Source organism: Phocaeicola faecium (assembly GCF_014837055.1).
GTDB classification, from domain to species: domain Bacteria; phylum Bacteroidota; class Bacteroidia; order Bacteroidales; family Bacteroidaceae; genus Phocaeicola; species Phocaeicola gallinarum.
This window is the reverse complement of the sequence record NZ_JACSPQ010000001.1, coordinates 88,163-112,934: the sequence shown is the minus strand read 5'-3', so window position 1 is coordinate 112,934 and position 24,772 is coordinate 88,163. Positions and strand designations below refer to the sequence as shown.

The following is a 24,772-nucleotide window of genomic DNA, read 5'->3' as shown; positions in this document are numbered from 1 at the left end:
GCGGAAAACGAGACTCGAACTCGCGACCCTAACCTTGGCAAGGTTATGCTCTACCAACTGAGCTATTTCCGCAATCTTTCTACTAACAACCGGAACTCTTTCCCGATTGCGAGTGCAAAGGTAGTGCTTTTTCTGAAAATACCAAATACTTATGATACTTTTTTAACGAATAAGAACGCAAAAAGTAACAAATTATGTTTCCGAAAACTTTTCAACACATCCTGTCGCGGTAGTCTTCGTACTTAAATGTACGGTAGATTTCAACTTCTCCGCTACTGTGCAACAATGCTATCGAAGGATGATGTATGCCATTAAACATATTGGTTTTCACCATTGTATAGTGAATCATGTCTTCGAAAACCACCCGCTCTCCTACTTGTAATTCATGATCGAAGCGCCAACTGCCCATATAGTCTCCGCTTAAACAACTGTTTCCGCCTAACCGGTAAATATGTTCTTCTTTTTTTGCGGATCTCACGGCATCGGACGGAAGAGATTCTGCTCCTCTGACGCGAGGCTGGTACGGCATTTCAAGACAATCGGGCATGTGACAAGTAAAGCTGACATCGAGTATTGCGGTCCGTATCCCCCGACTTTCCACTATGTCGACTACCGTAGAAACCAATGTACCTGTTTGCCACGTGAAAGCCGAACCGGGCTCTAAAATAATATGCAAATGGGGATAACGTGCTTTTAATCCCTGAAGCAACCGGATAAGATGGTCGGTATCATAATCGCTGCGAGTCATCAAATGTCCGCCACCCAGATTCAACCACTTCAACTGCGGGAACCAGCGTGAGAAGTGTTCTTCGATGTGTACCAGCGTACGTTCCAACTCGTAAGAACTTGATTCGCAATGGCAGTGACAGTGGAATCCTTCAATGCCTTCGGGCAACACATCGGGCAACAAATCGGCAGTCACTCCAAAACGTGTTCCCGGCGCACAAGGGTTATAGAGCTCTACTTCTACTTCCGAATATTCAGGGTTTACACGCAAGCCGCACGAAATCGGCGCTCCGCTTTCTTTCACTTGCGGGTAGAAACGATTGAATTGCGACAGTGAATTAAAAGTGATATGACTGCTATAACGCATAAAAGCCGGAAAATTTGCTTCTGTATATGCCGGCGAATAGGTGTGCGCCTTGCTGCCAAATTCTTCGTAAGCAAGTCGGGCTTCATACTCCGAGCTGGCGGTAGTATAGTCGATGTATTCGCGGAATATAGGAAATGACTTCCACATCGCAAAGGCTTTAAAGGCCAAAATAATTTCTACGCCTGCCGTATCTGCCACGTGTTTTATCAAACTCAGATTCTTTCTCAGCAAATCTTCTTCCATGACGTAGCACGGAGAAGGAACGTTGTCGGGATTCAACATAGACATACTTTTTATATTATATATAATCAGTTCATTTTTAACTTATTAAAAAGTCATCCGACTTTTCTCGGAACTTTAAAAAACGCAAGCCGTAGCGTCGATGTGTTCTATGGGTAGAACCGGGCAACGCTACCGCTTGGGATGGGCAATGCTACCGTTAGCGTTTTCGGGGCATGATGCCGGAGATTTTTTTTACATTTTCATCGGGCGGAAATGTTTACACACCAAGCATTTTTATCGCCGCTTTCAGCCTATCACCTTAAAGCGTGCGTACTTCAACAACAGTTGTTTTTCGCCTGCGTTCTGAAAACGGACGGTGGCTTTGCAATTATCTCCCGTACCTTCTACCCGCAAGATTTCTCCTTTGCCAAACCGCTCATGCTCTATCTGCTGACCGGGCGATACGGGAGCCGTTCCTCCTGCACCGACCGAGGCGGAAGATGAAACCGGAACTTTACGCAATGTGCGTTGAGGTTGAGGCTTCACAAACCTACGCGGTTCATCCGCGAACATATCAGTGGCAGATACCGGACTTTCATCTCTACGCGAGAAGTTGCTGCGGAAGCGGGAAGAGTATTCGTCCACCTGCCGCGTTAAAGACGTATCCTGCGGCAAGCTCAGGTAACGCGCATCAATGTCTTTCAGGAAACGGCTGGGACAACAAAATTCTGTCTCCCCATATTGTCTTCTACTCTTAGCATACGATAAAAAGCAATGGTCCTCAGCGCGGGTTATCGCTACATAGAACAGCCGACGTTCTTCTTCCAACGCCCTATAAGAATCGGAAGACTTCATCGGAAAGAGCCCTTCCTCCATGCCTACCACAAAGACATTTTTAAACTCCAGTCCTTTTGCCGAATGGATAGTCATCAGAGTTACCTTCGGCTGGTCTTCATCTGCATTGCTGTCTTGGTCCGTCAGAAGGGATATTTCAGAAAGATAGTCGGTCAGACGGATTCGGTCGTTTCCTTCTTCCCGCCTCATCGAACAGAAATCATGAATGCCGTTAACCAGTTCTTCGATGTTTTCCTGCCGGCTTAAATTTTCCGGAGAACGGTCTTGGTAAATATCACCCAAAATGCCCGACTGCCGGATTATCCCGCTGCCCAGTTCGTAGGCGTCTTTTGTTTCCACACCTTCCACAAAATCCGCTATCAGATCGCGGAATCCTTGCAGCTTGGTGTGCATACCTTTATTTATAGATACATTATAAGATAACGGCTCGTTTAAAACCGCCCACAGGCTTACTTTCTCCCGGGTGGCAGCCTCAATCAACTTATTCAGCGTTGTATCACCTATTCCGCGTGTGGGATAGTTAATCACTCGCTTAAAGGCTTCCTCATCGTTCGGATTCACTGCCAGACGAAAATAAGCTATTACATCTTTTATCTCCTTGCGCTGATAAAACGATAATCCGCCGTAAATGCGATAAGGCAAATTATGTTTGCGGAGCGATTCTTCAAAGATACGGCTTTGAGCATTCGTACGATACAAAACGGCACAGTCGCTATACGCATATCCGTCGCGTGCGTGCAGCCTGCCGATTTTGTTGGCTACGATTTCACCTTCTTCCATGTCGCTATACGCCGAGTACACGGGAATAGGTTCGCCTTTATCCTTTTCCGAGAACACCTCCTTTCGAATCTGTTCCTTATTTTTGGCTATCAGGCTGTTGGCTGCTTTTACGATGGTTTGCGTGGAGCGGTAATTCTGTTCCAGCTTAAACAGGCGTGCATCTTTATACAGTTGGGTAAACTTCAAGATATTGTCGATGTTCGCACCCCGAAACGAATAGATGCTCTGAGCGTCGTCTCCCACCACGCATACGTGGCTATGAGTACCCGTAAGCTGAAGCACAATACTATGCTGGGCAAAGTTCGTATCCTGATATTCGTCTACCAATATATAACGAAAGCGTTCGGCATAGCGCTGGCAAATGTCGGGATGCTGCCTAAACAATAAAAAGGTATAAACCAACAAATCATCGAAGTCCATTGCATCGCTCTGACGACAGCGTTCCCAGTAACGGGCGTATATCTCACGCATCAGCGGAATCTTCGCATCTTGGTCGCTCCGATAAAATTCGGCACTGGCGGCATAGGCATCGGGCAACACCAAATGATTTTTAGCGTTGCTTATGCGTCCTAATACCATCCCCGGACGGTAAGTCTTATCATCAAGTTTCATCTCTTTAATGATAGACTTCACCAGACTTTTCGAGTCGGCAGCATCGTAAATAGTAAAATTGGGAGTAAAGCCCACGGCAGCAGCCTCTGCCCGCAAGATACGCGAAAAGACCGAATGGAAAGTACCCATCCACAAATAACGCGCCCGCTCCATACCCACCTGACGGGCAATACGTTCTTTCATTTCGCGTGCTGCCTTGTTGGTAAAAGTCAGTGCAAGGATAGACCACGGCTCGTAACCGTTATCGAGCAAATAAGCTATCTTATAGGTCAATACGCGGGTTTTGCCGGAGCCGGCTCCTGCTATCACCAGCAAAGGGCCTTCATTATAAAGCACGGCATCGCGTTGACTTTGGTTTAATTCATCCAAATAATTCATCATAACACATTATTTCCGCAGAAGTTATTCTGCCGCTGTAAAACGTTTGATTACGTTATACGCCGAGAAGATACCCAACTCGCCAGCTTTACTCAAATCCTGAATGCCTTGACGGTTGTTTCCCAAGAAAATATTCATCAGTCCACGGTTATAGTACGCATCGGCAAAACGCGAATCGAGTTCTATTGCCTTATCATAATCGGCCAGTGCTGCACGGTAGTCTTTCAGCAACGCATGAACATTTCCCCGATTGTAATAAGCATATACGAAATCAGGATTCAAACGAATCACTTCATCCAAATCTTCACGTATGCGATTGTAATCGTAAGAACGGATTTGCGCATTCTTATCGTCGTTAACCGTTTCAATATCGAACGTCTTGTCTCGCTTACGGTATTCCAACTGTTTATAATAAATCAGCGAACGCGAGAAGTAAGCCGGGAAGAACGTTGAGTCTTGCTTGATTGCTTCATCCAAATCGGCAATGGCATTATCGAAATCCTGCACCAGATAGAAATCCAATGCACGCGCATAATAACTCAATGCACTGTCGGGATGATTCACAATTACCGACGTCTGGGCATCGACCGAAGCAAAATGCTGTTTCACCTGTTCCTCGGTCAGTGATGTCTCATTGTTCGTAATCAGCAACCGGTGTGGCAACACATGGCGATTATTCAGGTCGTCAATCGCTTTCGAGTAATTAACCTGCCGGCGCACTTCGTCCTGACGCTCGTAATATGTCAGTGCAAACATCGGCTGCGGCAAGATATTTACGCTACGGTCTTGCACACGTCCCCGATAATCCGTCTTATATTTACGTTCGTTGGCATCCTCGTCTGCCACCACCATTTTCCGGTAGTTGTTCATGTTTTTATCCGATTTCTTACGAGTTTTATCCGCCGAAGCCGTAGCTTGATTCTTCGTTCCGTTTTGGGCATCTATCTGTGCTTTCAACACCTTAAATTCATCTTCGTCCGCCCCTTTCAAGTCACCCGTTTTCCGGCGTGCCTGCGCACGGTACTGATAACCGGCAAGAAAGTTAGGATATTCTTCAATCACTCTTGTATAATCTTCGATGGCACCCCGGTAATCTCCCGTCCGGTCTCTCAACAACCCGCGGTTAAAGGTAGCCATCATGTTATCCGGCTCCATATTCAGCACAAAGTCGAAATCTTCAATGGCACGATTGTCATCGCCCACCTGTGCCCGCAACAATCCGCGGTTATAGTGGCCGATGAAATTATTGCGGTCGATATCCAGAGCAATATCATAATCCGACATCGCCCCGCGCAAATTGTTCTGATGATAACGCGCCAATGCCCGATTGATATACACACCGGCATTACGCACCGAAAGCCGGATTGCTTCCGTCAAATCCGATTCGGCATCGCTGTACTTCGACCGCTGCAAAAAAAGCATACCGCGCGATGTCCATGTATCCGGATTATAGCGGTCCATTTCAATCGCTTTGTCGGCATCGGTCATAGCCTGAAGCGTATCTTTTTGTTTCAAAGACACCTCCGTACGCATCAAATACGCATCCGTATAGCGAGGAGAAATACGAATAAGCGTGTCTAAATCGGCACGCGCTGTAACGTAATCTTTCTCGTTCATACGGCATAAAGCCAAATTATGCCACAAGCTGATATTTTCCGGATCTAACTTCAACGCTTTGAGATAATCCTCAATGGCATCCTTATAATTTTTCTGTTGGATACGGGCAATGCCACGCACCTGATAGGCATTGACAACGAAAGGATTACGCTGCAAAGCCTCCGAGCAATCTAACTCCGCCCCCCTGAAATCATCGAGATTCAACTTTGCAAGCCCGCGAAAAAAAAACGGTTCGGCAAGATAGGGTTTGGCATTGATTACCTGATTGAAATATTGGATAGAAAGTACATAGTCTTCAAAATACAGTGCGTTTTTGCCGATTGTCATTACTCTCTCCGCATTAATCTGAGAAAATAAAGACAATGGCAAAAGCAGACCTGCCAGCACTATGTATAAAAAACGTTTAATCATTTTACCGTTTTCACCTTATAAGAACAACGTGTTTTCCCCTTCAGCATGTTATTGAGTTTGCCGCGAATCATTTGCTTGCGTAACGAAGATAAGTGGTCGATAAACATGGTTCCGTCCAAATGGTCGAATTCATGCTGCATCACACGTGCCAGATAACCTTCCACCCATTCATCGTGAGGTTTCAAATCTTCATCAAGATAAGTTACATGAATCCGGTCGGGACGCTTCACACTTTCGTGGATGCCGGGCAGACTTAAACACCCTTCTTCCATCGAAACCATTTCTTCGCCTGTTTCGATAATGTGAGGATTGATATAGGCGTGTCTGAAATCTTTAAATTCGGGCATGTCGTCAGACAATACGTCTAAATTAATTACCACTACCCGGATAGGCAATCCCACCTGCGGTGCAGCAAGTCCCACCCCGTCGGCGCGGTCCATCGTTTCAAACATGTTTTGAATCAGTTCTTTCAAATTCGGATAATCCGGAGTTATATCTTCAGCCTCTTGTCTTAACACCGGCTGGCCGTATACATAAATAGGTAAAATCATTTTTTTACGTTCTGTTTTTTTAATTTATAATTTATATCTTTTCGATTCCAAATAAGACTGCAAGATGATGGTTGCGCTTAACTCGTCAACCAACGCCTTGTTTTGACGTGCTGTTTTTTTCAGTCCACCGTCTATCATTGCCTGATGTGCCAACACGGAGGTAAACCGTTCGTCAACCCACTCTACCGGTATGTCCGGCAGTTTTTTCTTCAACTGGTTTACAAAAGGAACGATGCGTTTCATGTTTTCCGAATCCTCGTTATTCAGTTGTTTGGGATGACCTACCACAATACGCTCTACTTTTTCTTGCGACGTGTACTTTAACAGAAAGTCCATCAGTTCAGTGGTCGCCACGGTAGTAAGACCACTCGCTATAATCTGCATAGGGTCTGTCACCGCTATGCCGGTTCGCTTTTTTCCATAATCTATCGCTAATATTCTGCTCATAGTGGCGACAAAAATACAAATTAAATTGAATATTGAATATATCTGAAAGGCAGATTAATAAATTTCTATAATTTTTTAAGTCGACAAGAGAGCTATGTAAAGCCTGTTCCAACGCTATTCCGCCCTATCCGGGGCTTGGAAAAATTCTACCCATAGAACCCGTGGATTCTATGGGTAGAACCGGGCAACGCTACCGCAAAGACACGGCAACATTACCGTTAGCGTTTTCAGGGTCATCCCGATGAATGATTTCCACCGGACAGTAACATTCAAACAGGCTTGCATCACCGGTGGGGATAAAAAAACATGCGGACAAACCTCACGGCCTATCCGCATGAACTTTTACGTATTTAATGGCTGGGTTTAAAAACCCGAAAACAAAACGACTTCAAATTACCATTCCACGAATTTACCTCGTGCTCTGCGTTCTTTCAGCACTTCTGCCAAATGTTTATTCTTGGAAGATGCTATATATTTACGTCCAAAAATATTAGGGATAGCTACACCCACAGAAATACACATGATAACCAGTCCTGAATTAACCCCACACTCAATGGCTTTCATCAGCGTGGTTACTTTATCGATGTCAGTAACATTCATGTTTATCAGCCCGAACAGCATCCGATACATCAATACTCCCGGAATCATCGGAATAACCGAAGGGATGGTTAGTACGTGATTGGGGACATGAAACCAATGAACTGCCTTCACTGCTATCAGGCTGACTAATACCGAACCTGAGAACGAACCGATAACCAGTCCCATATCCAGACCGATGTTATCGGTACTCGGACCGAGGTTGACAAAGTTACGGGTACATACCGCAAGGATACCGCCAATGGCTACTACCCATAACAGACGGCGCTGGATGTTAAAAATCATCGAGAATCCCATAGCCGAGATTGCCGCCGCCAAAGCATATTCCCAATACTCATGATGCGGAACCATGCTTATGGTAGGGAAAAAGTCTTCAATATGACAAAGTTTCACAGCAAAAGCAATACCGAACGCCATCGCCGAAACCATCAGCAACGTATTGACGGCACGGACAATACCTACCTGAATATAATTATCGAGCATATCGTCGACAAAGTTTATCAAAGGCACGCCGGGCACAATAAACAATGCACATGCCAATAGCGGATGCCACGGAGTATCAGTCCATTCGGCAGGAAGCAAAGTAGATGCCCACGCAATTAACGTAGATATAAATGCAGCTATTGCAATCCCCATATAATGGTTTAATCCCGATTCGTTACATTTGGCGCGGACACGCATACCAATGATGGCAGCAATGGAAGCATACAGGAACGCCATCCAGTCGCAACCGAACTGAATACAGAATCCTCCGCAGGCAAATCCGGCACCGATAGCCACCTGCCACGGAGTATAATTACGTTTCTTGGTACGTATCTTCTCTAACTCTTCTTCATAACGGTCGAGTGAGTAATCTTCTTCAATCGCTCTCCACGAAAGTTTGCTCACTTCCGAAATGGCAGTCATGTTAACTCCATGCCCATCGATGCGCTGGAACTTGGTAAACGAATAATCCCCGTCACTTACGTTAACCATCAGCATGGTGAAACTGACGTTTATATGAAGTTTTTCTTCGGGGATACCTAAATAAGCAGCCGTACGCTTCATGTTTCTCACGATACGGTTGGTATCTGCCAAACTCTCCACTAAAAGTTTTCCTGTACGCAACAAAAGGTCTACCCTGCGATGCAACTGCTGGTCGTAGGCCTTTACCGTCGATTCTAAATGTTCGTTTAACGCCATATTTTATTCAAAAATGTTTTCGGGGCGCAAAGGTAAAAAAATATCCCCATTAATTTTTAACTTTGCCTGCTAAAGTTGACGACAGAAATAAAAAAAGACAATAAACCGAAGAGGGCTAAAGTTAAGTTTTAACTGCCATCCTGCTGATAATCAAACACCAATGAATAAATCGAAAAAGATAGAAGAAGAAAAACGAACGGTTGAAACCATGATTCGGCTTTACTGCCGATACAAAGAGGGGAATGCCGAACTATGCCCTTCTTGCAAAGAACTGTTGGAATATTCACATATCCGCTTATCCAAATGCCCGTTTGGAGCAGAGAAAAAAACATGTCGCCTTTGCCCGGTTCACTGTTACAAGCCGGAAATGAAAAAGAAGATGCAAAACGTAATGCGTTACGCAGGGGTACGTATGTTATTTTTACATCCCGTCATCGCCATAAAACATATTTGGAACGAGATAAAGTGAGGAATTTTTCCACACTGTATAAAAAAATCCTCAATAAACACGTTTTGGCTTAAAGTATTACTTTGCTGATTATCACTATTAAAATAAAAATCCGTACCTTTGGCACGTATATTGTTATGAAAAGCCAATGGCATCTAAACCATTAAACGAAAAAGTATGAGACGTTTTTTAACAAAGAAGGAATTAAAGGTAAAAAGAAAACAAACCATTTATGCCGGAATTGGCGTGATTGTAATTATCGTATTGTATTTGTTTTTGACACGCAAACCTACTCCTACGCCAGAACTACCTGTCGTTTGTGTTACCCCGGCACAACAGCAGGATGTGGAAATCTATGGCGATTACGTAGGACGCATCAGCGCACAGCAATTCGTCGAAGTACGGGCGCGTGTGGAAGGTTTTCTCGAACAAATGCTCTTTGAAGAAGGAACACAGGTAAAACGTAACCAAGTGCTTTTCGTTATTGACCAAGACCAATATCGGGCAAAAGTGGATAAAGCCCGTGCGCAACTGAAGAAAGACGAGGCGTCGGCGCGCAAAGCAGAACGCGACTTGGCTCGTATCCGTCCGCTTTACGAACAAAATGCTGCCAGCCGTCTGGATTTAGACAACGCAGAAGCCGCTTACGAAACGGCCATCGCAAGTGTAGGCATGAGCCAAGCCGATTTAGACCAAGCTGAACAAGAATTAGGGTATACGGTAGTACGTTCTCCGATATCCGGACAAATCAGTGAGCGCTACGTTGACCTCGGTACACTGGTAGGAACGAGCGGAAAGTCATTGCTTGCCACCATCGTAAAGAGTGACACCGTACAGGTGGACTTCAGCATGACTGCACTCGATTACTTGAAAAGCAAGGAGCGTAACGTTACGTTGGGACAGAAAGACTCAACCCGCTCATGGCAGCCTACCGTAACCATTACTTTGCCGGACAACAGCGTTTATCCTTATAAAGGATTGGTGGATTTTGCCTCTCCGCAAGTAGACCCGAAAACCGGAACATTTTCAGTACGTGCGGAAATGAGCAACCCCGACCATGTTTTGCTTCCGGGACAATTTACCAAAGTACGCTTATTATTAGATGTGCGCGAACATGCCACGGTAGTTCCGCAAAAGGCACTCATTATTGAAAAAGGAGGCGCACATATCTTTGTGATGCGTAAAGATTCCACCGTAGAAAGACGTTTCATCGAATTGGGTCCTGAATTTGGTAACGATGTAGTGGTAGAACGCGGACTTATCCCCGGTGAACTGATTGTTAGTGAGGGATACCATAAATTAACTCCGGGAGCTAAAGTAAAGGTAGCAGAAGCTCTTACCGAAGATGAAAACAAAGATGGCAAAGACAGCCTATAATAAAGCAACGGCAAATCAAAATATCTCATGAAAGTAAATTTCTTTATTGACAGACCGGTCTTTTCGGCTGTTATCTCTATACTTATCGTTATCGTGGGTATCATTGGCTTAACAATGCTTCCCATCGACCAATATCCGCAGATAACTCCCCCTGTGGTAAGAATCAGTGCGTCGTATCCGGGCGCAAGCGCTTTAACAGTGTCGCAGGCTGTGGCTACTCCTATCGAACAAGAGTTGAACGGTACGCCGGGCATGTTGTATATGGAGTCAAACAGTTCGAACTCCGGAGGATTCTCGGCAACCGTAACGTTCGATATCTCTGCCGACCCTGATTTGGCTGCGGTAGAAATCCAGAACCGTATCAAGTTGGCAGAGTCTCGATTGCCGGCCGAGGTTATCCAAAACGGTATCGAAATCGAGAAACAAGCAGCCAGCCAGTTAATGACAATCTGCTTAACATCAAACGACCCTAAATTTGATGAAATTTATCTGAGTAACTTTGCTACAATCAACGTACTCGACCTTCTCCGCCGTATTCCGGGAGTGGGGCGTGTATCAAATATCGGTAGCCGTTACTATGCCATGCAGATATGGGTAGACCCTGCCCGCCTTGCCAATTTCGGACTGACGGTACAGGATGTACAGAATGCGTTGAAAGACCAAAACCGGGAGTCGGCTGCTGGTGTATTGGGACAACAGCCTGTCACGGGATTAGACATTACGATACCCATCACTGCGCAGGGACGTTTATCGAGTGCATCGCAATTCGAAGAAATCGTACTTCGCGCTAATGCCGACGGGTCGCTTATTCGTATGCGCGATGTAGCACGTGTATCATTGGAAGCTCAATCATATAATACAGAAAGTGGTATCAACGATGGAAATGCTGCTGTATTGGGTATCTATATGTTACCGGGAGCCAATGCCATGGAAGTGGCAGAAAATGTTAAGAAAGCAATGGAGGAAATGAGTAAAACGTTCCCGGAAGGATTAAAATATGAGATTCCTTTCGATATGACGAATTACATTTCCGAATCCATTCATGAAGTATATAAAACTTTGTTCGAGGCATTGATATTGGTTATCATCGTGGTATTTCTTTCATTACAGAACTGGCGTGCCACACTTATCCCGACCATTGCCGTGCCAATCTCTTTGATCGGTACATTCGGATTTATGCTTATTTTCGGATTTTCACTCAACATATTAACTCTGTTGGGATTGGTTCTTGCCATCGGACTGGTGGTAGACGATGCCATTGTGGTGGTGGAAAACGTTGAGCGTATCATGGAAGAAGAACACCTCAGCCCTTACGAGGCTACCAAAAAGGCGATGGACGGACTGACGGGGGCTTTGATTGCCACTTCTTTGGTGCTTGCTGCCGTATTCGTTCCGGTAAGTTTCCTTTCGGGAATTACAGGACAATTATATCGCCAGTTCAGTGTTACGATTGCCATTTCCGTATTGCTCTCTACCGTGGTAGCTCTGACGCTGAGCCCGGTAATGTGTTCGCTGATATTAAAACCCAACGACCCTAATAAACCCAAGAACCGGGTGTTCCGAACAATAAACCGCTGGCTGGATTTGGGAAACAATAAATACGTAGCGGGTATCAAACGCATTATAAAGAATCCCAAACGAGTAACTGCCGGATTTGGAATGGTTATCGTATTTATCTTCTTGTTATACCGCCTCATCCCGACCAGCTTCCTCCCCACGGAAGACCAAGGATATTTCACTGTGGAATTAGAGCTGCCGGAGGGAACCACGCTGGAAAGAACCCGCATCGTGACCAATCGTGCCATAGATTATTTAATGAAAAACCCGGCAGTGGAATATGTACAGAATGTTACAGGTACAAGTCCGCGCGTGGGAACAAGTCAGGCACGAAGCCAGCTTACCGTTATATTGAAAGAGTGGACCGAACGCGATGATACGACCATTGAGGAGATTATGGCAGACGTTCAACGGGAATTTTCACAATATCCGGAATGTAAGGTATACCTCTCTACCCCACCCGTTATTCCGGGATTGGGTACTTCGGGAGGATTTGAGATGCAGCTTGAAGCGCGTGGAGATGCCAACTACGATGACTTGGTGGAAGCTACCGACACGCTGATGTATTATGCTTCGCAGCGGGAAGAGTTAAGCGGGTTGTCATCTTCGTTACAGGCTGCCATTCCGCAACTTTACTTTGATGTAGACCGCGACCAAGTTAAATTATCAGGTGTACCGATGTCGGACGTATTTGCTACGATGAAGGCTTACACCGGTTCGGTATACGTAAACGACTTCAACATGTTTAACCGTATTTACCGTGTATACATTCAGGCCGAAGCTCCTTACCGCGAACACAGAGATAACATCAATCTGTTTTTCGTACGTGGAAGCAACGGTTCGATGATTCCGCTTACCGCACTCGGAACAACCGAATATACCACAGGTCCGGGAAGCATCAAGCGTTTCAATATGTTTAATACGGCAGTGATACGCGGAACCGCTGCAAGCGGATACAGTTCGGGACAGGCTATGGAGACCATCGAACAGGTGGCGCGCGAGCATCTGCCCGATAACATCGGAGTAGAATGGAGTGGTCTGTCTTACCAAGAAAAACAGGCAGGCGGACAAACGGGCATGATTATGTCGCTGGTATTCCTTTTCGTATTCCTTTTCCTTGCCGCTCTCTATGAAAGCTGGAGCATCCCCATCGCCGTATTGCTCTCACTGCCCGTTGCCGCGTTAGGAGCATACGCCGGAGTTGCACTCTGCGGATTGGAAAACGATACTTATTTCCAGATTGGTCTGGTTACGCTGATGGGATTGGCGGCAAAGAATGCCATCTTAATCGTAGAGTTTGCCAAAGATGAAGTAGATGCCGGACGAGATTTGATTGAAGCCACGCTTCACGCTGCCCACCTGCGTTTCCGTCCTATTTTGATGACCTCGCTTGCCTTTATCCTCGGTATGGTTCCGATGGTCATCGCCACAGGTCCGGGAGCAGCCAGCCGTCAGGCCATCGGTACAGGTTTGTTCTTCGGAATGATAGCGGCGGTTACGATAGGAATCTTCCTTGTTCCGTTCTTCTTCGTGATGATTTATAAAGCTAAAAACAAACTGAAAGCAAAACATGCTAACTAATATTATATGTGTGTCATGATACAAACTTTATTAAGATATCGCTTTTTATTTTTCCTGTTTGCAGCTTCGCTTCTCTTGGGAAGCTGTAAGTTAGGAAAACATTATACGCGCCCCCAACTCGAATTACCCGAGACACTCGACAGCCTGAGCGTCGACACTACCTCCATCGGCGATTATGCATGGGAACAGCTTTATACCGATACTACCCTGCAAGCCTTGATTCGCAAAACGCTGACATATAATAAGGATATGTTGATTGCTGCGGCGCGGGTAAAACAACTGGCTGCACAAAAGCGCATCGATTATGCCAACATGTTTCCGCAGGTAGGCTTACGGGTGTACGGAGAACGTGAAAGAGAGAACTACGGAGGCGACCATGTAAGCATGGACGACCAGTTTGACCTGAAAGGTACTGTGGCATGGGAACTCGACTTGTGGGGGAAACTCCGCTGGGCAAGAGACCGCAGCGTGGCGGAATTTGTGGGTTCGGTAGAAAACCAGCGTGCCTTGAAGATGAGCCTTATCGCACAAGTGGCGCAATCTTATTTTGAATTGGTAGCACTCGATAACGAACTCTCGATTGTAAAAAAGACGGTGGATGCCCGCAGCGAGAGCCTTCATCTGGCTCGCATCCGCTACGAAGGAGGTCTGACTTCCGAAACGGCATTCCGTCAGGCACAAGTGGAGTTGGCGCGTACTGCCACCCTCGTCCCCGATTTGGAACGGCAAATCACACTGAAAGAAAACGAAATCGCTTTTCTTACCGGCGAATATCCGCACCACATCAACCGTTCGGTTTTACCCGAAGACGTAATGTTTCCGGTCAGCCTTCCGGTTGGATTGCCTTCGGCGTTGCTCGAACGCCGTCCGGACGTGCGACAGGCAGAACAGGCGCTGATAGCTGCCAATGCTTCGGTAGGCGTGGCTTACACCAGCCTGTTCCCCAACATTGCGCTGACGGCTACTTACGGGGCGGAAAGCGAACTGCTGAGCGAACTGCTTAAATCGCCTCATCACCTGATTACCGGTACGCTGACCCAGCCTATTTTTGCAATGGGGAAAAACCGCGCCCGCCTGAAAGCAGCCAAAGCCGCTTACGAACAGGCGCTGTATGCCTACGAGAAAGTGGTGCTGAATGCGTTCAAGGATGCTTATAACGCAATAGCCGAATTTAATAAGATAAAAGAAATCTACGAAACCCGCCTGCGATTGGAGCAATCGTCGAAAAGTACGCTTGAGCTTGCCCAACTGCAATACATGAACGGGGTTATCGGTTACATGGATTTGCTGGATGCGCAACGTGGATATTTAGATGCACAAATCAGTCTGAGCAATGCCATCCGCGACAAACAAATTACAATGGTAAACCTCTATAAAGCACTCGGAGGAGGCTGGAAGGAATAACCGTTTTTCAGTTGCAGCTACCGTCGCTGCCGATTTTCTGCTAACAACCTGAGCAAGAGAACATTCGGCAGAGGCGGTAGCTTTTTTGTATCCGCCGTAAAATTCTACCGCTTGCGTTACCTTACATTACCGCATGTGACAACACTTTCTACCGCAAGGGAGCAGCATCGCTACCGCATGAATTTTTCCGCTTTTTTCTTTGCTTCCTGTTCGCTGTTTCCGAAGTAAAAAATACCTTTGTATCCGAAACCGAACGCAAACGATATGCCGCAACAACTTCCACAACATAAAAGCCTTATGTTTTCCGACTTCGGGATACGCCTCCGCAGGGTGACTCCCTCACGGGGTGAAGCCGTGCCCGTGTCGTACAGCCATCAAGACGATTACTATATCATCGGTTTGGTGGAAAAGGGAACGGGATGCGGCATCATCGATTTCAAAGAATGTCGGTTTTCCGAAGGAGACATATACCTGATACAGCCCGGTCAGGTGCATCGTTTTGTCAGTTCGGAAGAGGTGGAAGGCTGGCTGCTGTTTGCCGACAGCAGCTTTATCGGGAGTATGGAAAAGAACATTTTCGATAATTTTTCACTGTTTGCCTCGTCGGTCAGGATTGACAAACGGCGGATGGACGAGCTGAAACAGATAGCATCTATCCTTGCCGACAGAATAGACTGCATAGCCGATGAGCTGATGAAGACCACGGTACGACGGCTGACCGAAGCATTTACGGGCATCGTAGCAGAGGTGGTGCGCGAAATCGGGTTGCAGCAGGCAAAACAGAACCGCAGGCAAGTTGAAATCGTGCTGTCGTTCCGCCGCTTGTTGTCCGAACACCTTGCCGAAAACCGCTACCCGTCTTATTACGCCTCGCTGCTGAACATCTCGCCCGTATATCTGAATGAAGCGGTAAAGAAAGTTACGGGGATGAACGTTACCTTATATATAAAGAATGAGGTGGTGCTGCAAGCCAAGCGGATGCTTGTCCACACCGACCTCGCCGTAAAGGAAATATCCAACCGCCTCGGCATCGATGACTATGCTTATTTCTCACGCCTGTTTACGCAGGCAACGGGAATAAGTCCGAGCACGTTCCGACAAAGAAACCTCAAATAGTACAAGTATAACCTTATTCTGTCTATTCCCTCTTCTGTTCGCCTACTCTAACTTTGCCGTCAAAAAAAGAAGAATGGGAAAGACATCATTTTACATGAAGCGGCTGTTGCCGTTGGCATTTGTAATGTCGGCAGTTACGGGCATCGGCCTGCATATTGCCGGGCACGGAACCAACCACGAGGCATGGCACATTTGGAACGCGGCACACGTAGCAGCCAGCCTGCTCTGGCTCGCGTCTGTAAGTTTTCACGTAAAGCGACACCGGTATTGGTATAAATCCCTTGCCCGAAAAGGCATCGGCAGAAAAAGCAAGACAACCCTTTTCTTGTCGGCAACTTTCCTGACAGTAACGGTTACGGGTATCATGCTGCTGGCGTATGTAAGCGGGGCGAACTCCGGTATCGGTCTGTGGCACTACCGACTGGGCATTCTGCTGACGGTACTTTCACTGGTTCACGCCGCCCGCCGGAGATGATTCGCCGGAACGGATGGTACATAACGCAGGCTTTTTCCCGACTAAACTGAGAAACTGTTTTGAATTTCTCCAAAAAGTTTTTCTCGCCTTGATGCATTCCCTTTTCGTGTGTGCTTTGGGCGATAAATTCAAAACAGTTTCTGATAGAACGAAGAATAAAAATCTGTAACTTTGCCTGACAGTAATCCCAAACAGAACCCGAATCATGAGAAAAATTTTCCGCATCGCTATACTCCTCTGGGGAGGTATCTTTTTACAGCCCATCGCCGCAACCGCTCAACAAGTGAGTCTGGAGGAACAAATACAACGCATCGCCAACCAACGGAAGGCGGAAGTGGGCGTAGCCGTGATACGTAACGGAACGGACACGATAACCGTGAACAACGAGTGCCGTTATCCGATGATGAGCGTATTCAAATTTCATCAGGCACTTGCCGTCACGGATTACTTACGGCGAAACAACCGCTCGCTCGACAGCCTGATAACCATCGGCAACGAAGAATTGAAACCCGACACGTACAGTCCGCTGCGCGACAAGTATGCAGGCAATGAAACAGTAAGCCTATCGGTGGCGGAACTGCTGACTTACACGCTGCAACTGAGCGACAACAATGCTTGCGACATCCTTTTCCACCGTCTTGTCAGTCCCCAAGAAACCGACCGCTATATCCGCAGCCTCGGTGTGACCGACTTTTCCATCCGCATGACCGAAGACGAGATGCACCAAGATTTAAGCCACTGTTACGAGAACTGGACCACTCCCCTCGCGGCAGCACGTCTGTTTGAAATTTTCCTCAACCGCCTCCCCGCAGACGGTTATCGTGCGTTTGTCAGACAGACCCTCGTCACCTGCCAAACCGGAAAAGACCGCCTCTTCCGCCCGCTGGAAAACACCGGGGCAATCATCGGACACAAAACGGGAACAGGCGACCGCAACCCCCGCGGGCAAATCATCGGAATCAACGATGCCGGATTCGTCGTCCTCCCCAACGGACAGCGATACACCATCGCCGTATTCGTAAAAGACTCGGAAGAAACACCCGAAGCCACGGCGCAAATCATAGCCGATATTTCAGAAACCGTCTACCGATACATACAACAAATAACTTTACAGAATGAGACAAAATAATCGGGCATTTTTTTTAGTTATCAACTTTTTATCGTATCTTTGCGCCCGAATTAGATCAATATAAAGTCTAACACAATTAGTTATTTACAAACAATTAATCAATTTAATGGAAAACTTAAAAGACGTAAAGCCCATTGAAGATTTCAACTGGGATGCTTATGAAAAAGGCGATTCAACAACTGCCGAAAGCAAAGAAGCACAAGAAAAGGCTTATGACAACACGCTGAACAAAGTAAGCGACCGTGAGGTAGTAGACGGCACTGTAATCGCAATGAACAAACGCGAAGTTGTAGTTAACATTGGCTACAAATCAGACGGTATCATTCCGTTGAGCGAATTCCGTTACAATCCGGATTTGAAAGTTGGCGACACAGTAGAAGTGTACATCGAAAACCAAGAAGACAAAAAAGGCCAACTGATTTTGTCTCACAAGAAAGCACGCGCTACTCGTTCTTGGGACCGCGTAAACGCTGCGCTTGAAAACGAAGAAATTATCAAGGGTTACATCAAATGCCGTACGAAGGGCGGTATGATTGTTGACGTATTCGGTATCGAAGCATTCTTGCCGGGTTCTCAAATTGATGTGAAACCTATCCGCGACTATGATGTATTCGTAGGTAAAACTATGGAATTCAAGGTTGTTAAAATCAACCAAGAATTTAAGAACGTTGTTGTTTCTCACAAAGCACTTATCGAAGCAGAACTGGAACAACAGAAGAAAGAAATCATCAGCAAACTCGAAAAAGGTCAGGTACTGGAAGGTACTGTCAAGAATATCACATCTTACGGCGTATTCATCGACTTGGGCGGCGTAGACGGTTTGATTCATATCACCGACTTGTCATGGGGCCGCGTAAGCGATCCGCATGAAGTAGTTCAGTTGGATCAGAAGTTGAACGTTGTTATCCTTGACTTCGATGACGAAAAGAAACGTATCGCTTTGGGTCTGAAACAACTTACTCCGCATCCGTGGGATAGCCTTGACCCGAACTTGAAGGTTGGCGACCACGTGAAGGGTAAAGTAGTTGTAATGGCTGATTACGGTGCATTCATCGAAATCGCTCCGGGCGTTGAAGGTTTGATTCACGTATCAGAAATGTCATGGTCACAACACTTGCGTTCAGCTCAAGACTTCATGAAGGTAGGCGACGAAATCGAAGCTGTTATCCTGACTCTTGACCGCGAAGAACGTAAGATGTCTTTGGGTATCAAACAACTGAAACCGGATCCATGGGAAACTATCGAAGAGAAATATCCTGTTGGCTCTAAACACACCGCTAAAGTGCGTAACTTCACTAACTTCGGCGTATTCGTAGAAATCGAAGAAGGTGTTGACGGTTTGATTCACATCTCTGACCTGTCATGGACTAAGAAAATCAAACACCCGTCTGAATTCACTCAAATCGGTGCTGACATTGAAGTAGTAGTTCTGGAAATCGACAAAGAAAACCGTCGTTTGAGCCTCGGTCACAAACAGTTGGAAGAAAATCCGTGGGATGTATTCGAAACTGTATTTACAGTAGGTTCTATCCACGAAGGAACTATCATCGAAATGTTGGATAAAGGTGCTGTTGTAGCATTGCCTTACGGCGTTGAAGGTTTCGCTACTCCGAAACACTTGGTTAAAGAAGACGGAACACAAGCTCAGTTGGACGAAAAATTACCGTTCAAGGTTATTGAATTCAACAAAGATGCTAAACGTATCATCCTTTCTCACAGCCGTATCTTCGAAGATGCTGCTAAGGCAGAAGAAAAGGCAGAAAAGAAAGCTAAGAAGGCTTCTAAGAAAGAAGATACTCCGATGATTCAAAACCAAGCTGCTTCAACTACGCTGGGAGACATCGATGCTCTGGCTGCATTGAAAGAACAATTGGAAGGAAAGAAATAAATCTTCACTTCACATAATAACACAGAAAAGGCTGCTCACTGAAAGGGCAGCCTTTTTCGTTTTTATTATTTGCTGAATCTTCTTATCATTATCCGGCTATTACATGCGGAACGAACTCAGACAGATTGTCTGTTATCTCCGTACGATTCTCACGGATGCCGATTCCACCCGGTTCGCCACCTATCACCCATGAACCTATAACAGGGTAACGCCCGGCGTAAGTGGTTGGCTTCACATATTGCTGATAAACATAAGCCCCCGTATTATAATCGCCCTCGGTTTCGGGAAGCAGGAAATGTTCCTCCCAATCGCGAATATCTACAATACTTACGTTATGCCCCTCGCGGGAGAACACCGGTTTCTTGCAGAATGTTCCCGTTTTAGGACGTGACAAGAAGCAGGGAAGCACATAGGAAGAATCCGGAAACAATTCGAATAGTGTACAGAGAATTGCTTTATTCGACATGACCAACTTCCAAATCGGCTCCAGCCATACCACGTCTGCCAGACAACCGTCGGGACTTTCATCTGCCATCCATTCCCACGGATAGAGTTTAAAGCAACGCTTCACCAATTCCCCCGAAGGGTCGGTAAACTTCCCGTCTTGAAGGTTAAGTGCGTTGATATCCAGCACGCGCGTGGAGAAACCGGCTTCCATTGCCGTACTGGCAAGGTATTGTAACGTACCCGTATCTTCCGATTCTTCCAATGCTCCGGCAAAATGTATGTCACTGCCTTGCGGGAAGATGTCTTTCCACGATTGTACCAACCCTTCATGGATGCCGTTATATTGGTCGAGTTCCGGGAATACATCTTCTTTCCATTGCCACTGGATGACGGAAGCCTCTAACAGCGATGTAGGAGTATCGGCATTGAATTCCAATATCTTTGGTATCCCCTCTTCGTCAAACATGAAATCGAAACGCCCGTAAAGACTCAGTTCGTCATCATTCCACGACTGACGGATGCGCTCGATGATTTCCGGAGGAAGATTTAAAATACGCTCCATAAACTCCGGCTTCTCTTCGATGATGTATTGTGCAGTATCGCAATACATCCTGTATGCTTCTACGGTAGCCGTCTCCAAGCGTTCGGTTTCTTCAGGCGATAAACGGTAATAGGCTTCTTCGCGCCAATAACTTCCGTGAAAATCAAATCCCAATGCCTCTATCTTCGTCTGGTAATCACGGCGAGGCGAAATTGATATACGCTCCATATTGCAGATACATTAAGCATGAATAGAATTTGAACGGCGCGTAGTACCGAATACATTGCCGCTCGATTTTGACGATGTATTTCTGCTGACATTCACTTTCGAAGGAGCACTGACACGCTGACCGTTGGCATCGGTCCACGAACCGGACTGCGGATAATAATAATGCGTAGTGGTTAATCCGTTCATAGGCGAAGGCATCAGTGCCCAGCGCATCAGCATTGCATTGTAAATCCAACTGTTTCCCTGACTATCACGATATTCCTCCTTATCTTGAGGGTTTTCCGGAAGTTCCGTCTTCTGTGTACAACCGGCAAGCGTCATCAAACAGACTGCCGCTGCCAAAAAACTTTTCTTGTTCATATAATCTTTCTTTGTTCTTCTTCGGATGATATAAATTGATTAAAACACCCAGCCAATGCGGGCATTTATCGTATGCTGAAAGTAAGTAGAGTTATCCAGTATCCAGAGCGATACCACTTTATCTAACCCACCCCAATGCAAATAACCGGTATAATTCACACCCACTAACCAATGATCGGTCAGATGGTAGTCATAGCCTAACGACAAACCAATGGAAGTATGTACCTCTCTGCCTTTTTCCACCTCGCTAAGCAAGTTTCCGTTCCAGTCTTGCTTCGGACGATGCTCGTTACATATCAGTACGCCCAACGAGCCTTGTACATAAAGCGAATGCTGGTAAAGCTGCATAAATTCCCAACCAAAGCCCCAGTCGATACCATATTCACGCCGCTTCCAATCAAGTTTACCCCGCTGCATTTCTGAATTCAAATCCAGATAAGACAGCGTTTTGCTTCCTTGATTAGAACCAACATAGAAATCAAACAGTGCATATAGCTGACTTTTTAAATAACAACGCACTTCTCCGCCCAAGCGGTAACCGTCTTTATTATAAGGATTCTCCGGAAAGTTCTCGTAACCGCCGGATAAATTGAGGCTCCACTTTTCTTGTGCCTGAAGTGAAGCGAAACTCAACATCATAAAAAGAGCCATCACAACTTTTTTCATATCCTTTTATGTTTTCTTTACATAATCAAAGTAGCACCTGCCCAAATATACAAACTTTTAGCTGAAACACAGGCTTACTTTCACGAGTTTAGCCGATAAAACATTGTAATTTCCGAAAAAACTTATTACTTTGCGACAATAAATCATTAACTCACGACACTTATGAAAGGCATTGTTTTAGCCGGAGGGTCGGGCACACGCCTCTACCCCATCACCAAAGGAGTATCAAAGCAGTTGCTCCCTATTTTTGACAAACCGATGATATATTACCCGATTTCGGTGTTGATGCTTGCCGGGATACGGGACATCCTGATAATCTCTACGCCGCACGACTTGCCGGGATTCCGCCGCCTGTTAGGAGACGGAAGCGATTTCGGAGTCCGCTTTGAATATGCCGAGCAGCCGTCGCCCGACGGATTGGCTCAGGCTTTCATTATCGGCGAAGAATTTATCGGCAATGATGCAGCCTGCCTTGTTTTGGGCGACAACATCTTTCACGGAAACGGTTTCACCGTCATGCTGAAAGAGGCGGTCCGCACAGCAGAGGAGGAAGGCAAGGCTACGGTGTTCGGTTATTGGGTGAGCGACCCGGAACGTTACGGAGTGGCAGAGTTCGACCGCAACGGGAATTGTCTTTCCATCGAAGAGAAGCCTGCGCATCCGAAATCGAATTACGCCGTTACGGGACTTTATTTCTATCCGAACAAGGTGGTAGATATAGCGAAACATATCAAACCGTCTGCTCGCGGCGAGTTGGAGATAACCACTGTCAACCAGCTTTTTCTTGCCGATGGCGAACTGAAGGTGCAGACATTGGGACGAGGATTCGCGTGGCTCGACACGGGTACGCACGATTCGCTTGCCGAGGCTTCGACTTACATTGAAGTAATCGAGAAGCGTCAGGGGCTGAAAGTAGCGTGTTTGGAAGGAATCGCCTTGCGGCAAGGTTGGATTACCGAGGAGAAGATGCGTGAATTGGCGCAGCCGATGCTGAAAAACCAATACGGACAGTATCTGCTGAAAGTGATAGACGAACTGAATCGTAACCAAAAAGAATACTCAACAGAATTATAAGCTATATGGAAGTAATCAAAACTCCCATCGAGGGGGTAGTTATCATCGAACCTCGCTTGTTTAACGACGGGCGGGGATATTTCTTTGAGTCGTTTTCGCAGCGCGATTTCGACCAAAAAGTAGGCACGGTACGTTTTGTGCAGGATAATGAAAGCAAGTCGAGTTACGGCGTGTTGCGCGGACTGCATTTCCAGAAGCCTCCATACGCGCAAAGCAAACTGGTACGTGTGGTAAAGGGAGCGGTATTGGATGTGGCGGTAGACATCCGCAAGAGTTCGCCCACGTTCGGGCAGCACGTGGCGGTAGAATTGACCGAGGACAATCATCGCCAACTATTCATCCCGCATGGTTTTGCCCACGGTTTCAGCGTATTAAGCGACGAGGTCATTTTCCAATACAAATGCGATAACTTTTACGCGCCTCAAAGCGAAGGTGCCATCGCGTGGAACGACCCGGCATTGGGCATCGATTGGCGTATTCCCGCCGACAAGGTTATTCTTTCAGAGAAAGACAAGCACCATCCGCTGCTGAAAGACGCTGAATGGCTGTTTGATTGACAATACAGTCGGTTGACGAAACGCATAAACATTCCGTCAACCGACCATCTTAACCTTTATTCTTTTTATATCTTTTCTCATCGAAATAAAAATAGATACTAATCAACACCATTAATGGAAACCGAGTGTTGCCCAACACATCATAATGTGCTTTCCCAAAGTCACTATACTCAACCCAATAAACATAAACAATGAACAAAAGGGAGAGTACTATTTGTCTTAACCTTAACTTGGTTTTTACTTTCATGGCACAAATAAAAAACTGATTCACTTCGCTAAACAACTCATCACTTAGACTTATCATCTTTATATTTCCTTTCATCGAAATAAAGATAGATAGGATATAATATCATCAGTATAAACCGAATATTAGCCAACACCTCATGATGTGCCTTTCCATAATCGCTGTATTCAACCCAAAAACAATACAAAAGAATTAAAAGGATAACCACAATACGCTTCAATCTTATCTTTGTTTTCACTTTCATGGTATCAATATTGCTGTCCGAAAATAGCTTCGGCTTCTGTCTTAGGCTCTGAAATAGGTTCTATCAGACAGCCGTCAAGATAAAGAGCCGGTGCGGTAGTTATCTCTTGCGAAGTAGTTGCGCTTTGACTCGTAGTACAGAATTGTTGCAACTAAAAGTCATCATTAAAACAAATTACCGGGGCAAGAAATCGAACTTTTTTCATAATACTACAGATTTAGAAGTTAATAATACAGAGAAATTAGTTTTATAGTATAAAAGGAATTTCCGCCAATAGAAAAATATTCTTTACTTCAAAAGTAAAGAAACTCTTTTACATAAACAAATTTTTACTTACTTTTTTGATTTTTATTTGAGCTTATTTAATCCAATCGGTCATTAAAAAATCAGCTTTCATTTTGTACGATCGACCCTAAGTTCTATATAGGTCAGTTGTAAGGACTTTCACAAAGAATGTTATTACATTATCATCGAACCGAAATAACATCTAAACTTTAGAGCTTCGTTTAAATTTTACTATGCTCAGTTTGAGAATTGTTTTCGAGGATGTTTTTCCTTTTTTACGAGGAGGATAGCGGGCTATCTGACGAGTGAAAACAGAAAAACAGACCGGAAACAAACTCAAAAAGGGGGCGGATAAAATACTTAATCGGAAAATTTAAACAGGCTCTTAGATGGCGATATGTTTTCT

At 45.7% G+C, this 24,772-nt stretch carries 20 protein-coding genes and 1 tRNA gene; 10 read left to right on the top strand and 11 right to left on the bottom strand.

The window, feature by feature from the left end; genetic code table 11:
* The 7 genes from H9626_RS00440 to H9626_RS00410 form a co-directional block, all read right to left on the bottom strand.
* Positions 1–72, bottom strand: a tRNA-Gly gene (locus H9626_RS00440).
* 139 nt (positions 73–211) lie between these two features.
* Positions 212–1,375, bottom strand: coding sequence for a carboxynorspermidine decarboxylase (nspC, locus tag H9626_RS00435; RefSeq protein WP_191709224.1), 1,164 nt, complete (start codon positions 1,373–1,375; stop codon positions 212–214).
* A gap of 246 nt (positions 1,376–1,621) precedes the next feature.
* The gene (locus H9626_RS00430; RefSeq protein WP_191709223.1) at positions 1,622–3,943 is read right to left on the bottom strand and encodes an ATP-dependent helicase; all 2,322 of its coding nucleotides are present in this window, start codon (positions 3,941–3,943) and stop codon (positions 1,622–1,624) included.
* Between the two features lie 21 nt (positions 3,944–3,964).
* The gene (locus tag H9626_RS00425; RefSeq protein WP_191709221.1) at positions 3,965–5,968 is read right to left on the bottom strand and encodes a tetratricopeptide repeat protein; all 2,004 of its coding nucleotides are present in this window, start codon (positions 5,966–5,968) and stop codon (positions 3,965–3,967) included.
* On the bottom strand, positions 5,965–6,519 hold the full coding sequence (gene def / locus H9626_RS00420) for a peptide deformylase (protein WP_178256321.1): 555 nt from the start codon (positions 6,517–6,519) through the stop codon (positions 5,965–5,967). Before def ends, H9626_RS00425 begins: the two co-directional genes overlap by 4 nt.
* Before the next feature lie 24 nt (positions 6,520–6,543).
* Positions 6,544–6,966, bottom strand: coding sequence for a Holliday junction resolvase RuvX (gene ruvX / locus H9626_RS00415; RefSeq protein WP_191709219.1), 423 nt, complete (start codon positions 6,964–6,966; stop codon positions 6,544–6,546).
* Positions 6,967–7,359: 393 nt separating this feature from the next.
* Positions 7,360–8,745 carry a threonine/serine exporter family protein gene (locus H9626_RS00410; protein WP_178256323.1) on the bottom strand — a complete coding sequence of 462 codons (1,386 nt, stop codon included), beginning with the start codon at positions 8,743–8,745 and terminating at the stop codon, positions 7,360–7,362.
* Positions 8,746–8,905: 160 nt separating this feature from the next.
* Between H9626_RS00410 and H9626_RS00405 the strand changes: the two genes are divergently transcribed.
* The 8 genes from H9626_RS00405 (at position 8,906) to rpsA (ending at position 19,720) form a co-directional block, all read left to right on the top strand.
* Positions 8,906–9,214, top strand: a complete 309-nt coding sequence (locus H9626_RS00405) for a nitrous oxide-stimulated promoter family protein (RefSeq protein ID WP_178256324.1) — start codon at positions 8,906–8,908, stop codon at positions 9,212–9,214.
* Positions 9,215–9,370: 156 nt separating this feature from the next.
* A complete protein-coding gene (locus H9626_RS00400; protein WP_178256325.1) occupies positions 9,371–10,570 on the top strand; it encodes an efflux RND transporter periplasmic adaptor subunit in 1,200 nt (399 codons plus the stop codon).
* A 27-nt stretch (positions 10,571–10,597) separates the two neighbouring features.
* Positions 10,598–13,708: an efflux RND transporter permease subunit gene (locus tag H9626_RS00395; RefSeq protein WP_178256326.1), complete on the top strand. Its 3,111-nt coding sequence runs from the start codon at positions 10,598–10,600 to the stop codon at positions 13,706–13,708.
* A 15-nt stretch (positions 13,709–13,723) separates the two neighbouring features.
* The gene (locus H9626_RS00390) at positions 13,724–15,112 is read left to right on the top strand and encodes an efflux transporter outer membrane subunit (RefSeq protein WP_178256327.1); all 1,389 of its coding nucleotides are present in this window, start codon (positions 13,724–13,726) and stop codon (positions 15,110–15,112) included.
* Between the two features lie 264 nt (positions 15,113–15,376).
* Positions 15,377–16,228: an AraC family transcriptional regulator gene (locus H9626_RS00385; RefSeq protein WP_225230827.1), complete on the top strand. Its 852-nt coding sequence runs from the start codon at positions 15,377–15,379 to the stop codon at positions 16,226–16,228.
* Between the two features lie 73 nt (positions 16,229–16,301).
* The gene (locus H9626_RS00380; RefSeq protein ID WP_191709217.1) at positions 16,302–16,703 is read left to right on the top strand and encodes a DUF4405 domain-containing protein; all 402 of its coding nucleotides are present in this window, start codon (positions 16,302–16,304) and stop codon (positions 16,701–16,703) included.
* Between the two features lie 202 nt (positions 16,704–16,905).
* Complete coding sequence (bla, locus tag H9626_RS00375) at positions 16,906–17,832, top strand: class A beta-lactamase (RefSeq protein WP_438616930.1); 927 nt, start codon at positions 16,906–16,908, stop codon at positions 17,830–17,832.
* A gap of 106 nt (positions 17,833–17,938) precedes the next feature.
* Positions 17,939–19,720 carry a 30S ribosomal protein S1 gene (rpsA, locus tag H9626_RS00370; RefSeq protein ID WP_178256331.1) on the top strand — a complete coding sequence of 594 codons (1,782 nt, stop codon included), beginning with the start codon at positions 17,939–17,941 and terminating at the stop codon, positions 19,718–19,720.
* An 88-nt stretch (positions 19,721–19,808) separates the two neighbouring features.
* Here rpsA and H9626_RS00365 read toward each other — a convergent pair whose 3' ends face one another.
* From H9626_RS00365 to H9626_RS00355, 3 genes are read right to left on the bottom strand one after another with little or no spacing between them, the layout of a single operon-like run.
* A complete protein-coding gene (locus H9626_RS00365; protein ID WP_191709215.1) occupies positions 19,809–20,936 on the bottom strand; it encodes a glutathionylspermidine synthase family protein in 1,128 nt (375 codons plus the stop codon).
* 12 nt (positions 20,937–20,948) lie between these two features.
* A complete protein-coding gene (locus tag H9626_RS00360) occupies positions 20,949–21,296 on the bottom strand; it encodes a hypothetical protein (RefSeq protein ID WP_191709214.1) in 348 nt (115 codons plus the stop codon).
* A gap of 39 nt (positions 21,297–21,335) precedes the next feature.
* Positions 21,336–21,962 (bottom strand): outer membrane beta-barrel protein, encoded by a 627-nt coding sequence (locus H9626_RS00355; RefSeq protein WP_191709213.1) that lies wholly within the window; start codon positions 21,960–21,962, stop codon positions 21,336–21,338.
* 162 nt (positions 21,963–22,124) lie between these two features.
* Here H9626_RS00355 and rfbA point away from each other — a divergent pair, with 162 nt between their 5' ends.
* Positions 22,125–23,036, top strand: coding sequence for a glucose-1-phosphate thymidylyltransferase RfbA (rfbA, locus tag H9626_RS00350; protein ID WP_191709212.1), 912 nt, complete (start codon positions 22,125–22,127; stop codon positions 23,034–23,036).
* Between the two features lie 5 nt (positions 23,037–23,041).
* A complete protein-coding gene (gene rfbC / locus H9626_RS00345) occupies positions 23,042–23,593 on the top strand; it encodes a dTDP-4-dehydrorhamnose 3,5-epimerase (RefSeq protein WP_178256336.1) in 552 nt (183 codons plus the stop codon).
* A 287-nt stretch (positions 23,594–23,880) separates the two neighbouring features.
* On the opposite strand, the gene H9626_RS00340 is transcribed toward rfbC, so the two are convergent.
* Positions 23,881–24,081 (bottom strand): hypothetical protein, encoded by a 201-nt coding sequence (locus tag H9626_RS00340; RefSeq protein ID WP_191709210.1) that lies wholly within the window; start codon positions 24,079–24,081, stop codon positions 23,881–23,883.
* Positions 24,082–24,772 lie beyond the last annotated feature (691 nt).

What these genes read in the sequence shown, in the direction of transcription:
- nspC (WP_191709224.1), bottom strand. Translation starts at nt 1,375, where the DNA reads ATGTTGAATCCCGACAACGTTCCTTCTCCGTGCTACGTCATGGAAGAA.
- H9626_RS00430 (WP_191709223.1), bottom strand. Translation starts at nt 3,943, where the DNA reads ATGATGAATTATTTGGATGAATTAAACCAAAGTCAACGCGATGCCGTG.
- H9626_RS00425 (WP_191709221.1), bottom strand. Translation starts at nt 5,968, where the DNA reads ATGATTAAACGTTTTTTATACATAGTGCTGGCAGGTCTGCTTTTGCCA.
- def (WP_178256321.1), bottom strand. Translation starts at nt 6,519, where the DNA reads ATGATTTTACCTATTTATGTATACGGCCAGCCGGTGTTAAGACAAGAG.
- ruvX (WP_191709219.1), bottom strand. Translation starts at nt 6,966, where the DNA reads ATGAGCAGAATATTAGCGATAGATTATGGAAAAAAGCGAACCGGCATA.
- H9626_RS00410 (WP_178256323.1), bottom strand. Translation starts at nt 8,745, where the DNA reads ATGGCGTTAAACGAACATTTAGAATCGACGGTAAAGGCCTACGACCAG.
- H9626_RS00405 (WP_178256324.1), top strand. Translation starts at nt 8,906, where the DNA reads ATGAATAAATCGAAAAAGATAGAAGAAGAAAAACGAACGGTTGAAACC.
- H9626_RS00400 (WP_178256325.1), top strand. Translation starts at nt 9,371, where the DNA reads ATGAGACGTTTTTTAACAAAGAAGGAATTAAAGGTAAAAAGAAAACAA.
- H9626_RS00395 (WP_178256326.1), top strand. Translation starts at nt 10,598, where the DNA reads ATGAAAGTAAATTTCTTTATTGACAGACCGGTCTTTTCGGCTGTTATC.
- H9626_RS00390 (WP_178256327.1), top strand. Translation starts at nt 13,724, where the DNA reads ATGATACAAACTTTATTAAGATATCGCTTTTTATTTTTCCTGTTTGCA.
- H9626_RS00385 (WP_225230827.1), top strand. Translation starts at nt 15,377, where the DNA reads ATGCCGCAACAACTTCCACAACATAAAAGCCTTATGTTTTCCGACTTC.
- H9626_RS00380 (WP_191709217.1), top strand. Translation starts at nt 16,302, where the DNA reads ATGGGAAAGACATCATTTTACATGAAGCGGCTGTTGCCGTTGGCATTT.
- rpsA (WP_178256331.1), top strand. Translation starts at nt 17,939, where the DNA reads ATGGAAAACTTAAAAGACGTAAAGCCCATTGAAGATTTCAACTGGGAT.
- H9626_RS00365 (WP_191709215.1), bottom strand. Translation starts at nt 20,936, where the DNA reads ATGGAGCGTATATCAATTTCGCCTCGCCGTGATTACCAGACGAAGATA.
- H9626_RS00360 (WP_191709214.1), bottom strand. Translation starts at nt 21,296, where the DNA reads ATGAACAAGAAAAGTTTTTTGGCAGCGGCAGTCTGTTTGATGACGCTT.
- H9626_RS00355 (WP_191709213.1), bottom strand. Translation starts at nt 21,962, where the DNA reads ATGAAAAAAGTTGTGATGGCTCTTTTTATGATGTTGAGTTTCGCTTCA.
- rfbA (WP_191709212.1), top strand. Translation starts at nt 22,125, where the DNA reads ATGAAAGGCATTGTTTTAGCCGGAGGGTCGGGCACACGCCTCTACCCC.
- rfbC (WP_178256336.1), top strand. Translation starts at nt 23,042, where the DNA reads ATGGAAGTAATCAAAACTCCCATCGAGGGGGTAGTTATCATCGAACCT.
- H9626_RS00340 (WP_191709210.1), bottom strand. Translation starts at nt 24,081, where the DNA reads ATGAAAGTGAAAACAAAGATAAGATTGAAGCGTATTGTGGTTATCCTT.